The following is a 10,771-nucleotide window of genomic DNA, read 5'->3' on the forward strand; positions in this document are numbered from 1 at the left end:
GCAGCGTCGCGGCGCCCGGCGCCGGCATCTCGATGCTGCTTGCCGGGGGAACGCTGCTGCTGCTGCTCGCCTGGTCGCGCCGCCCGCAGCCGCTTGCCATCAGCGCCGCCGTGCTGCTCGGGGCGGGCCTGCTGGTGCAGCTCGACATGGGCCTGGGCGCGCGCGACAGCGCGTGGCTGCGCCACTTCCAGAACACGGCGGCCTTGCTGGCCCTCGGGCTGCCTGCGGGCCTGCTCCTGTTCTCCTGCCTGGGCCGCGGCGCCGTCTCGCGTCCCGTCGCCGAGCGCATCCTGCTGGCGCTGGCTGGCGCCGCCCTCGCCGCCCTGCTGGCCCAGGTCTGGCTGGGCGACGAGACCGGCGTATTCGACATGCAGCCGGTGGAATTCGCCAAGCTGGCCCTGGCGGCGCTGAGCGCCCACTGCCTGGCGCTGGCCGCCGGCAGCACCAACGGCACGCGGCGCGACTGGCGCTTCTGGCTGCGGATGGCCGCGCCGGTGCTGCTGTTCGTATTCCTGCTGGCGGCCGCCCTGGTGCGGGTCGACGACTACTCGCCGCTGGTGCTGCTGCTGGTGTGGGCCGGCGCCATGGCCCTGGCCTGGTGCTGGGCCAGCGGCCGCCGCGGCGCCGCCTGGATGCTGGCCTGCGGCGCCTGCGCGGCCCTGCTCGGCGGCGCGGCGCTGCAGCGTTCCGCCGACACCCTGGGGTCCCTCGGCTTCTATCCCGAACGCTTCCAGGTCTGGAACGACCCGGCGGTCCACCCGCATACGGGCCAGCAGATGCTGCTCGGCCTGCAGGCGGTCGCGCAGGGCGGCTGGTTCGGCGCCGGCGGCGCGCTCGGGCTGGACAGCCTCGGCCAGGCGGCCGGCGAGGCGCTGGCGATTCCGGCGGTGCAGGACGACTTCGCGCCCTCCTACCTGCTGCACCGCCACGGGCTGGCGGCGGCGCTGGCCCTGTGGTGCGTGCAGGCCCTGTTCCTGGCCGCGCTGCTGCACGCCGCCGTCCCGGCCTGGCGCCATGCCTGCGCAGCGGGCGACTTCCGCCGCGCCTGGCTCGGACGCTTCCAATGCTTCGCCCTGTGCGGCGGCGCGGCCTTCGTGGCCGGGCACCTGCTGCTGTCGTGGGGAACCAACCTGGCGATGTTCCCGATCATGGGCCAGCCGATGAGCTTCCTGTCCTCGGGCGGCTCGCACCTGCTGTTTTTCATCTGCCCCCTGCTAGCGTTCGGCATGGCGAGCGTCCAATTTCACGAGGAGAATCAATCATGCCGGTCTATGTCCAACACGAAGTCCTAGCCAAGGTCAGCGATGTGTTCAATGCCGAAGCCCTGTGGCAGGCGCCGGGCCTGGCGCTGTTCGCGCGCCGCCCGCTGCTGCGCGACCTGCTGGAACGCAGCCCGCGCGAACAGCGCGGACGCGCCGCCACGCGCTGCTTCTCGCATGTGACCCTGATGCTGCCGCAGGACGAGGTCGACGACGACCGCCACCTGACCCGCGGCGCGCGCGTGCGCGACCTGGCCCAGTCGCTGGCGGCCCTGCACCAGAAGGATTTCGCCGACCTGCTGGGCGGCGACGAGGTGCGCTACCACGTGGTGGGCGCCGACGCGGTACCGCCGGGCGAGGTCAAGGTCAAGTTCGGCCACGCGGTCTACCTGCCGGCGCCCGGGGAGCAAGTGCTGTACACGGTCAGCGCCTCGACCGACAGCGCGATCTGGCGCCCGGTCTGCGCGATCTACCCGAACCAGCGCCTGACCCTGGTCGGCATGGACGAAGCCAGCGCCACCTACGCCGTGCCCGGCTGGCCCTTCGGCGCGGAGGGCGGCCTGCTGCTGGTCCACGACGAGCCGGGTGCGCCGGTCGAGGTCCAGGTGCGTCCCAAGGACGCGCTGGACTGCAGCTTCGACGCCGCCAATGGCTACTACGTCCTGCGCGGCAAAGGCAATGCCGGCGCGCGCCTGCTCCTCAAGATCAGCCGCAGCGCGGCGGCGCCTGCCACAGCGCCCGCACGTCCGGCTGCCGCGCCCAGCGCGCCGCCGCAGCGCACGCCGGCCGTCTGGAAGGCGCGCAGCGCGCCCGCGGAAGCCGACATGACCGCCATGCCCATCGCCGCCGCCCGCCCCGCGCCGGTCCAGGCCGAGGACGCCACGGATGCCACCTATGCCCCGGTCGCGCGCCACCGCGTCACCCTGGCGGCCCTGGCCCTGCCACGCCTGAGCCGCTATCGCGACACCGGCGCCCAGGCCCTGGAGGTGGGACTGAACCAGCAGCTGCTTCCGAGCGCACCGGGCAAGGACAACGTGATCCGCTTCGCCGTCGACGAGGCCGACGAGCTGCACGCCATCACCTCGGCCGGGCGCCAGCGCATCGCCGTGCCGTCGAACTTCGCGCCGCTGGACCAGGCCGACATCCGCCTGCTGGCCGCGCCAGGGGCGCTGGCCGAGCGCTATGCGGCGCTGCTGGTGCTGCCGCAAGGCCCGGTGCAGCAGGCGCTGCCGGGCACGCGCCTGACCTTCGGACGCGGCATGCCCTCGCTGGCGGCGCTGCGCGTGCTCGACACGCCGCAGTTCCTGCGCCAGGCCGAAGGCGCCGCCGGCAGCGCCGACCGCCTGGGCCTGTCGCGCAACGCATTCAGCTGGGAAGCCGGCGCCGACGGCCTGCGCGTGGCGCGCCTGTCGGCCAGCCAGGCCTTGTACCACCTGGACGAGCAGCTGCGTCCCGTGGGCCAGATCGAGGCCGCGACGGCGGAGCAGCCCTACCTGGTCCCGCCTGGCCACCACCTGGTCGCCGGCCACTACGTGCTGCGCTTCGACGCCTGAGGTCCGGGATGGCCACCGCATTCCTCGCTTTCGGCGCCGGGCTGCTGCTCTCGCTCTGGGCCTGCGCCTACCTGACGCCGCGCGCATGGTGGCGCCGCCCCAACCTGCGCGCGGGCGGCGCGCTGGCCGCCGGCACCGCGGTGCTGGGGACCTCGCTCTACATGATTGCCGGCGATCCGCCCGCCACGGAAACCGCGCTCGCCGCTCCCTCAGCCGCGCCAGTGGCCGGGGCGCGTTACTGGACGCACGACGCGCTCAACCTCCGCGCCGCGACCGGGACCGACGCGCCCCGGCTGGCGGTGGTGCCGGCCGGCAGCCGGGTCGTGGCGACCGGCGAGCGCCGGGGAGACTGGTGGCAGGTGCGGGCCGACGTCGATGGCCGCCAGCAACAGGGATGGGCAAGCAGCTTATGGCTGCGCCGCGCCGACGAACATCGCTAGACGTCGTCCGGCGCCGGATAGCGCATCGGGTTGTAGTACAGACCCTTGGCGCACTGGGTCGGCCCGACCCGCACGAAACCGAAAGCTTCGTACACCGGAACCGCATAGTTGGAGGAATTGACGGTGAAGGCGCCCTCGCCGCCGCCGGCCAGGGCCGCGTCGCGCGCGACTTCCCACAGGCTGCGCGCGATGCCGCGCCGGTGCCAGCGCTTGCCCACGAACAGGTGGAACAGGTGGCTGCGGTCGCGCACCGCGACGAAACCGGCCAGCTGGCCTTCGACCACCGCCACGTGATACACATGCCCGCGCGCCAGGAAGCCGCGCACGCCCATCTCGTCGTTCTCGGCGAGGAAGTTGGACGCGCCTTCGGGAGGCGATTCGTGCACGATGTATTCCTTCGCCAGTTCGCGCAACAGCGCGGACACGGCCGGAATGTCGGCGGTGACAAGCGGTCGGATTTCCATGGTCTCTTTTGGTCAGCATGTGCTGGAACCGCCAACATACCACAGTTTTGAGTTGCCACAGGGCAATTTCGTTGACCGTTGCGCCCGAGCACGCCTACACTGTTCCGATCATGTCCCGCGCCAGCCTGAGCTCCCCCAGCCCCGCACCTGCCGATGCCGGCGCGCCGCGCCGCAAGGTGCCGCTCACGCGTCCGCTGCGCCATGCGCGCTACCGCAGCATCTGGCTGGCCAACCTGGTGTCCAACCTCGGCACCTGGATTCAGACCTTCGCCTCGGCCTGGCTGGTGGCTTCGCTGTCGAAGTCGGCGGCGGTCACTTCGCTGGTGCAGACCGCCACCTACGTCCCGATCTTCCTGTTCGCCCTGTTCGCCGGGGTGGTGGCGGACGCCGTGCACCGTCCCAAATTCCTGTTCTTCTGTAACCTCTACATGGCCTGCTGCGCCGGCGCCATGGCCCTGCTGGTCTGGTCCGGGCAGATGTCCAGCCTGCCGGTGCTGGCGATTACCTTCTGCCTCGGCATCGGCACGGCCTTCATCTGGCCGGCCTGGCAAGCCGCGCTTTCCGGGCTGGTCGAGCCGGACGAGGTCGAGGCGGCGGCCACGCTCAATAACCTCTCGTACAACCTGTCCGCCGTGATCGGCCCGGCGCTGGGAGGGATCCTGTTCGGCTGGATCGGCGCCGGCGCCCTGTTCCTGGCCAACGCCTTGTCCTTCGCCGGGCTGCTGGCCGTGTATTGGCTGTGGTGGCGCGAGCGCGCTCCCCAGGCCGCCGCGCGCGAAGACTTCCGCGCGCGCTTCCGCCACGGCCTGCGCTGCGCCATCGGTTGCGGCCGCTACCGCCGCATCCTGCGCAACGTCTGCTCGGTGTTCTTCTCCACCATCGCCTTCGCCAGCCTGCTGCCCGTCTTCGTGCGCGACGTGCTGCACATGCAATCCGGCGTCTATGGCATGCTGATGGGCTGCCTGGGCGGCGGCGCCGTCATCGCCGCCTTCTTCCTGCCGCAAGTGCGGGCGCGGGTCGACAAGACCGGGGTGCTGGCGGGCGCCCTGCTGGTCTACGGGGCGATGCTGCTCGCCATGCCCTTCACCCGTTCCCTGGCGCTGCTGGTGCCGCTGATCGTCTGCGGCGGCATGGCCTGGTCGGCCACGGTCTCCACGCTCAACGCGGCGGCCCAGCTGTCCTTCCCGGCCGAGGTGCGGGCGCGCACCCTGTCGATCTACCTGTTCGTGATGTCCGCGGGCTACGTGGCCGGCAGCCTGGTCTGGGGCCGGGTCGCCGACGCCTGGGGCGTGCGCGTGGCCCTGGCGGCGGCCGGCGCCTGCGTCGTCGCCAATGCCGTGGTGCTTGCCACGGGCAACCGCAAACACCCTATCTAATCGGCGTTTTGGGCAGGGCCACTCCGTAGTAAAGTAGCAAGGTTGATTCCACTACCTTGCCCATGCAGCCAGCCTTCTCCGATTTCCGCTTCGGTCCCCATTTCGATGTCGCGGTTGCCAGCCGAACCGGCTGCGGCCCCGCGCCCCGCGCCGAGAACCAGGACAACTTCGTCGTCATCGACTTCGACGGGCGCGCCTGCCATCTCCAGGACCAGGCGCCGCGCCGCCTTACCGTGCCCGGCTGGCTCCAGGGCCACGGCCGGATCGCGGTGCTGGACGGCATGGGCGGCCACGGTCATGGACGCGAAGCGGCGGAGGCAGTCGCCGAGGGGCTGCTCGCGCTACCGCCCTGCGTCAGCCTGGAGGAACTGACGGGCCACCTGGATGCCTTGCATGCCAGCCTGCAGCGCCGTTTCGCGCAAGCGCCCGGCGTCGCCCGGCCCGGCACCACCCTGACCATGCTCGAACTGCCGGCCGGCGGCGCGCCCCTGCTCTACCACGTCGGCGATTCGCGCCTCTACGAACTGGCCGCCGGCCAGGCGCGTCCGCTCACGGTCGACCATGTGCCGGCGACGGCCGCCGCCATGGCCGGCAAGCTGGACGAGGCCGGCTGGTGGCGCCAGGTGCATGGCCAGCACGCGCCCCAGATCGCGCAGGCTTTCATCCTCGGCAATACCTTCGCCGATCCGACCAGGCTGAGCGATTCCCTTTACCCGCTGGGCGCAAACAAGCTGCCGTCCTGGCTCGGCCAGCTGCCGGACCGGCGCGCGCTGGCGCTGCGCGGCGATGGCGTGTACCTGTTGGCGACCGACGGCTTCTGGTCCTGCACGCAGCCGGAGACTTTCGTCGGCTCGTGGGCGCACTTGTTCGACGGCTGCCCTGATGCGGCCTGCATGGTCGGGCGCCTGTTCGGCGCCATGGAACACGATCCGCCGGCCGGCCTCCAGGCCGACAACCTCACCGCGCTGGTGCTGCGGCCGCTGCCGCGTCATGCGGACGAGACGGCGCTGCCGGATGCCGGCGCTGACTAATTACGCTAAGAAAATAATGTCGTTTATCAATGATTTCGGCGCGCCACAGGCCCTCGAAACCGCGTAAGCTTGCCGCATACTGTCGACCGATCGTTTGTGTCCTGAGCCATCCATGAACCGCTGCCGCAATCCCGAGCATCCGCACTGCACCGTCTGGGTCCTGCCCGGCGACACCGTGTGCGCGCACGGGCATGCGCAGCCGCAGGCAGTGGCGCCCGCCGCCGCACCGGCCAGCATCGACACGATCACGGCCGCGCACGCCGCTCCCGTGCTGCAGCGCCCGCAGCTGCACATCAGCGGCTTCGACCCGCGCGCCGCCGGCGGACGACAGGCGATCCGCCTGGAGCTGCGCGGCATGCCCATGGACTGCGCGCCCGAGGTGCGCATGCTGGTGCGTTCGGCGCTGCGCCTGCGCGGCGGCGAAAGCTATATTTTCCAGCGCACCTCGCGCGGCGACTGGCGGCCGCTGTTCCTGGAATTCTCCTCGCGCGGGCTGGAGCATGGGCAGTACCGGATCGAGGTCGAACTGCACAGCCGCCACCCGCAGGCCCCCGACGCGGCCCGCACCTGGACCTGCTCGCCGGTGATCCTGGTGCCGCGCCAGGACGCCAGCCTGGGCGAGATCCACCAGGCCTTCCTGGCCACCCACAAGAACGTGCGCGTGACGGCGGATGACGCCGGCATCGCGCGAGTCCATGCGCCCGGGGGCGGACGGGTCGATATCGACGTCACCGCGCGCAACGCCTCGATCGCCCAGGTCAAGCTGGACCCCGAGAACGGCAAGGTCGACCTGGGCTTTTCCACCATCGCCTGGGACGAGGACCTGATCGAGATCGACCTGCCGGCCGAACGGGACCCGCATCCCTGCCCTGCAAGCAGCGCCTGCCTGCTGCTCGCGGACGCCGACTCGGCCACGCAGCGCCACGTGCGCCTGTTCGCGCTGGACGAGTGCGTGCTCGGGCGCTTCGAAGCCACGGAGCCGGAAGCCGACTTGCTGTTGTCCTACCATAGCGATGCCGGCGCGGAGCCCGGCGGACTCACCCGCCGCATTTCAGGCCGCCACGCGGTGATCCGGCGCGGCCGGGGCGGTTTCGAGATCGAGGACGTGTCGCGCTTCGGCCTGCTGGTCGATGGCGTCTGGCCCGGCAAGCACACGCCGGTGCCGCTGCGCCTGGGCATGCGCATCGAACTGACTGCGAGCATCAAGGGCATCGTGAGCCTGGAAGTGACGGCCGTGCTGGCGCACGCGCTGGTGCTGCACCGGACCGATGGCGGGGCAAGGGCCGAGTGCTACGTCCTGATGGCGCCAGACGTGGTTCCTGCTGCGGCCGCGCCAGGCGACTGCCTGCCGCCGGCGGAGGCCATGCCGCTGCTCTTCCATCGGGACGGCGGCTTCTGGCGCCTCGACCAGGCGAGCGGAACCGAAACGCCGCTCGCGCCGGGGCTTGCTGCCGCTGGCCTGGGCGGCCCGGATCAGCAGGTGCGTTTCACAGCCCTAGCCTATCCCGACGCACGCATAAGCCGCCGCAGCCCCGGCGACCGCCGGGGCCACGTCGCGGCATCCCACTACCTCAGCTGAGCAACGCCTGGGCGATCGGCCTGGACTAGACGCCCGACGGGCGCAGGACCAGGAAGATCAGCGAAGCGCCAGCCAGCAGCGCTGCCTGCAGCGCGAAGACGATAGCGGGAACCCGGAGATGTTCAGGAATTTTCATGGCGCATCCTTTCAACTAAAAGGAAACCCCGGCTGGAAACCCGGTTGGGAAATCCAGCATACTCCTGGTCGGAGGCGGCCCGCAAGCCTTGGCCGTGCGGAAAAAGCAGTCTGCGCCCTAGTCGCGCCGCCAGGCCGCCGGCCACTGCGGCAGTGGAATCCGCTCGTTGTCGCCCGGAACTGGTACGAAACGCTGCTCTTCCCAGTCGCGCGCCGCCTGTTCGATGCGTTCGCGGCTGCTCGACACGAAGTTCCAGAAGATGAAGCGGCGCCCGTCCAGCGGGTCCCCGCCGATCACCACGAAACGCGCTCCGCCCTGCGAGCTCACGCGCACCGGCGCGCCCGGCTCGACCATGGCCATCGTGTTGTGCCCGACTTCCTCGCCGTCGATCTCGATCGCGCCGAACGGCGCATAGAAGGCCGTTTCCTCCGGCAGCCAGTCGAGGTCGAGCGCCGCGCCCGGTTCCAGGGTCACGTCGAGGTAGAGCGTGTGGCTGAAGGTGGGCACCGGCGAAGTGTGGCCGAAGGCGCTGCCCACCAGCACGCGCACCTGGCCGCCTTCGAAGCGGATCTCGGGAATCTCGCTGGCCGGCGTATGGCTGAACGCGGCCGGGGCTTCCTCGTATTCGCGCGGCAGCGCTGCCCACAGCTGCAAGCCGTGGGTGCGGCGCGGCTTGTCGAGCAGGTCTTCCGGGGTGCGCTCGGAATGGACGATGCCGCTGCCGGCCGTCATCCAGTTGATCGCGCCCGGCTCGATGCGCTGCTCGGTGCCCAGGCTGTCGCGGTGCATGATCGCGCCTTCGAACAGGTAGGTCACCGTCGCCAGGCCGATGTGCGGGTGCGGACGCACGTCATGGCGCGAACCAGGCTGCGCCTCGACCGGTCCCATGTGGTCGAAGAACAGGAAGGGCCCGATCGACTGGCGCGCCGCCGCCGGCAGGATGCGCCGCACGGTGAAGCCGCCGCCGAGGTCCTTGTCGTGCGATTTGAACAGGTGTGCAATGGCCATCTCGGGTCCCGTGGTGAAAAAGGCAATGCCCCACTCTACACCAGAATCGGCGGCCTTTCAGCACTCAAAAGCAGGACGTCCCTGCCCATCTCCCTTCAGGAAGCGCTCGACCGCTCCGGCGATGCGCTCCTTCAGCAGCGCCGGTCCACCATCGAACATGTCGTTGTGGCGCGCGCCCTCGAGGTCGAGGATGCAGGCGCGGTAGCGGCGCCGCTCCTGCGCGTCCGGCAGCACGCCGGGGTCGGCGCCGGTGTCGGCGGCGCGCAGGGACAGCACGCGGATCGCGCTTGAGCGCGGCAGCGCGGCGCGCCGGTTGTCGAGCGTGACCAGGGCGGCGATGCCGGCCGGGTCGAGCGAAGCCAGCACGGCGGAACTGTCGCCGCCGAGCGAGTGCCCGACCAGCACCGCATGCCGCCAGTCATAGCCCGGATGGGTCCCCGCCAGGACGCGGTGGACGAAGCGGATCGTCGCCGCACCGCGCTGCGCCATCTCGGCACGCTGGCGCGCCAGGTCGCCCTGCGGGTCCATCTTCGGATCGCCCGGCGCCTCGTGGCCGATGCTGGCCACCAGATAGCCATGGCGCGCCAGGCGCTCGGCCAGGAAGGAATATTCGAGGTGGCTGTTGCCGTAGCCGGGGCTGAGCAGCGCCACCGGGCAAGGCCGCGCCGGCGTGCAAGCCGCGTCCGGAAAGTACAGCGCCACCGGCACCGGGCGGGCGCGCGCCTCGTCCAGCAGGGTCATCGTGGCCGGGGCCGCGCTCGCGCCGGCGGACATGCATGTCGAGAGGGCGAGCGCCCCCAGCGCGGTCAGGCGCATCGTGTCTCCTGGTGATTGGCTAGTCCAGCTCGCGCACGACGCGCAAGCCGACGATGTCGTTCGACAGCACCGCCGAGAAGCCGTTGCGCAGCGCCGAACGCAGGTAGCGCGGATTATAGAGCCAGGAACCGCCGCGCAGGATGCGCCGCGCCTGGTCGCCGCCCTGTTCCCAGGCGCTGCCGTCGTTCGGCGCGCCTTCGTAGTTTTCGTGCACGACGTCCTGCACCCATTCCCAGACGTTGCCGTGCATGTCGTACAGGCCCCAGGGATTGGGCGGGAACATGCCTGCCGCCGTGGTGCCGCGCCGGTACGCGCCGGCCGGACCGCCGTTGTAGGTGAAGCTGCCGTCGTAGTTGGCCAGCTCGGGCGAGATCGTGTCGCCGAAACTGAAGGCCGTATGGGTGCCGGCGCGGCAGGCGTATTCCCATTCCGCCTCGCTCGGCAGGCGGTAGCGCCTGCCGGTGGCCGCGCTCAGCCACTGCAGGTACTTCTGCGCATCGAACCAGGTGACGCCGACCACCGGATGCTCGTCGCTCTGCGGGAAGCCGGGTGCGGCCCAGTCGATTTCGCCATTCGGCTGCCAGCCCGTGGCCAGCACGAAGGCGCGCCATTCGCCGACCGTCACGGGATAGCGCCCCATGGCGAATGGCCGCTCGATGCCGACCCAGTGCTGGGGCGTCTCGCGCGCCAGCCAGTTCTTTTGCGCGCCGGCCGCCATCGCGATGCGGCGTTCGTGATCCGGAGAGCCCATCTGGAAACGGCCGGCCGGGATCGGCACCAGCGCGGGACCCGCGCCGCTGCCGTCGAGGAAGGGGTCGCGCAGCGGCGCGTGGCTGTCCGCTGCTGCACGCGCAGGAGCCGGCGGCGGCGGCTGCGGCTCGGCGGCGCTTCGTGCCGCCTGCTCCACGCGCACGCGCTGCTGCTCCGCCAGATAGGCAGCGGCGGCCTTGGCCTGGGCGGCCTTGCGCTCGGCCTCCTCCTGGGCCAGCCTGGCCTTGGCTGCTTCCTCGGCGCGCCTGGCCAGCAATTGCTGGCGCAGCGCTTCCTTGCGCGCGGCCCGGGCTTCCTCGGCGGCGGCCCGTTCGCGCCGCTGCCGCTCCCGCTGCTGC

Annotated in this window: 10 protein-coding genes; 6 read left to right on the forward strand and 4 right to left on the reverse strand. The window is 71.3% G+C overall.

The window, feature by feature from the left end; all coding sequences use genetic code 11:
• From J8847_RS23355 to J8847_RS23365, 3 genes are all read left to right on the forward strand, one after another.
• Positions 1 to 1,292, forward strand: a 1,292-nt coding sequence (locus J8847_RS23355; RefSeq protein WP_211527081.1) for an FtsW/RodA/SpoVE family cell cycle protein, incomplete at its 5' end; no start/stop codon positions are given.
• Complete coding sequence (locus J8847_RS23360) at positions 1,262 to 2,812, forward strand: hypothetical protein (RefSeq protein ID WP_211527082.1); 1,551 nt, start codon at positions 1,262 to 1,264, stop codon at positions 2,810 to 2,812. The genes J8847_RS23355 and J8847_RS23360, both read left to right, overlap by 31 nt.
• 8 nt (positions 2,813 to 2,820) lie before the next feature.
• Complete coding sequence (locus J8847_RS23365; RefSeq protein WP_211527083.1) at positions 2,821 to 3,252, forward strand: SH3 domain-containing protein; 432 nt, start codon at positions 2,821 to 2,823, stop codon at positions 3,250 to 3,252.
• On the opposite strand, the gene J8847_RS23370 is transcribed toward J8847_RS23365, so the two are convergent.
• Positions 3,249 to 3,716, reverse strand: coding sequence for a GNAT family N-acetyltransferase (locus J8847_RS23370; protein WP_211527084.1), 468 nt, complete (start codon positions 3,714 to 3,716; stop codon positions 3,249 to 3,251). The genes J8847_RS23365 and J8847_RS23370 overlap by 4 nt on opposite strands.
• 110 nt (positions 3,717 to 3,826) lie before the next feature.
• On the opposite strand from J8847_RS23370, the gene J8847_RS23375 reads away from it, so the two are divergent.
• The 3 genes from J8847_RS23375 to J8847_RS23385 all read left to right on the forward strand — a co-directional run bounded on the left by J8847_RS23375 (position 3,827) and on the right by J8847_RS23385 (position 7,702).
• Positions 3,827 to 5,092: an MFS transporter gene (locus J8847_RS23375; RefSeq protein ID WP_211527085.1), complete on the forward strand. Its 1,266-nt coding sequence runs from the start codon at positions 3,827 to 3,829 to the stop codon at positions 5,090 to 5,092.
• Between the two features lie 62 nt (positions 5,093 to 5,154).
• On the forward strand, positions 5,155 to 6,123 hold the full coding sequence (locus tag J8847_RS23380; protein ID WP_211527086.1) for a PP2C family serine/threonine-protein phosphatase: 969 nt from the start codon (positions 5,155 to 5,157) through the stop codon (positions 6,121 to 6,123).
• A 112-nt stretch (positions 6,124 to 6,235) separates the two neighbouring features.
• Complete coding sequence (locus tag J8847_RS23385) at positions 6,236 to 7,702, forward strand: FHA domain-containing protein (RefSeq protein ID WP_211527087.1); 1,467 nt, start codon at positions 6,236 to 6,238, stop codon at positions 7,700 to 7,702.
• 253 nt (positions 7,703 to 7,955) lie between these two features.
• Here the strand turns inward: J8847_RS23385 and J8847_RS23390 are convergent, their stop codons facing one another.
• From J8847_RS23390 to J8847_RS23400, 3 genes are all read right to left on the reverse strand, one after another.
• The gene (locus tag J8847_RS23390; protein ID WP_211527088.1) at positions 7,956 to 8,846 is read right to left on the reverse strand and encodes a pirin family protein; all 891 of its coding nucleotides are present in this window, start codon (positions 8,844 to 8,846) and stop codon (positions 7,956 to 7,958) included.
• Between the two features lie 57 nt (positions 8,847 to 8,903).
• Entirely contained in the window at positions 8,904 to 9,662 is a 759-nt protein-coding gene (locus J8847_RS23395) for a hypothetical protein (RefSeq protein ID WP_211527089.1), read from the reverse strand.
• A 19-nt stretch (positions 9,663 to 9,681) separates the two neighbouring features.
• On the reverse strand, positions 9,682 to 10,771 hold a 1,090-nt coding region (locus J8847_RS23400; protein WP_211527090.1), incomplete at its 5' end, for a formylglycine-generating enzyme family protein.

The sequence above is a fragment of the Massilia sp. AB1 genome, assembly GCF_018119385.1.
In the GTDB taxonomy this organism is placed as follows: Bacteria; Pseudomonadota; Gammaproteobacteria; order Burkholderiales; family Burkholderiaceae_D; genus Telluria.

Bases quoted from the DNA above. Each gene is read 5' to 3' on its own strand.
- J8847_RS23360 (WP_211527082.1), top strand. From the start codon at position 1,262: ATGCCGGTCTATGTCCAACACGAAGTCCTAGCCAAGGTCAGCGATGTG.
- J8847_RS23365 (WP_211527083.1), top strand. From the start codon at position 2,821: ATGGCCACCGCATTCCTCGCTTTCGGCGCCGGGCTGCTGCTCTCGCTC.
- J8847_RS23370 (WP_211527084.1), bottom strand. From the start codon at position 3,716: ATGGAAATCCGACCGCTTGTCACCGCCGACATTCCGGCCGTGTCCGCG.
- J8847_RS23375 (WP_211527085.1), top strand. From the start codon at position 3,827: ATGTCCCGCGCCAGCCTGAGCTCCCCCAGCCCCGCACCTGCCGATGCC.
- J8847_RS23380 (WP_211527086.1), top strand. From the start codon at position 5,155: ATGCAGCCAGCCTTCTCCGATTTCCGCTTCGGTCCCCATTTCGATGTC.
- J8847_RS23385 (WP_211527087.1), top strand. From the start codon at position 6,236: ATGAACCGCTGCCGCAATCCCGAGCATCCGCACTGCACCGTCTGGGTC.
- J8847_RS23390 (WP_211527088.1), bottom strand. From the start codon at position 8,846: ATGGCCATTGCACACCTGTTCAAATCGCACGACAAGGACCTCGGCGGC.
- J8847_RS23395 (WP_211527089.1), bottom strand. From the start codon at position 9,662: ATGCGCCTGACCGCGCTGGGGGCGCTCGCCCTCTCGACATGCATGTCC.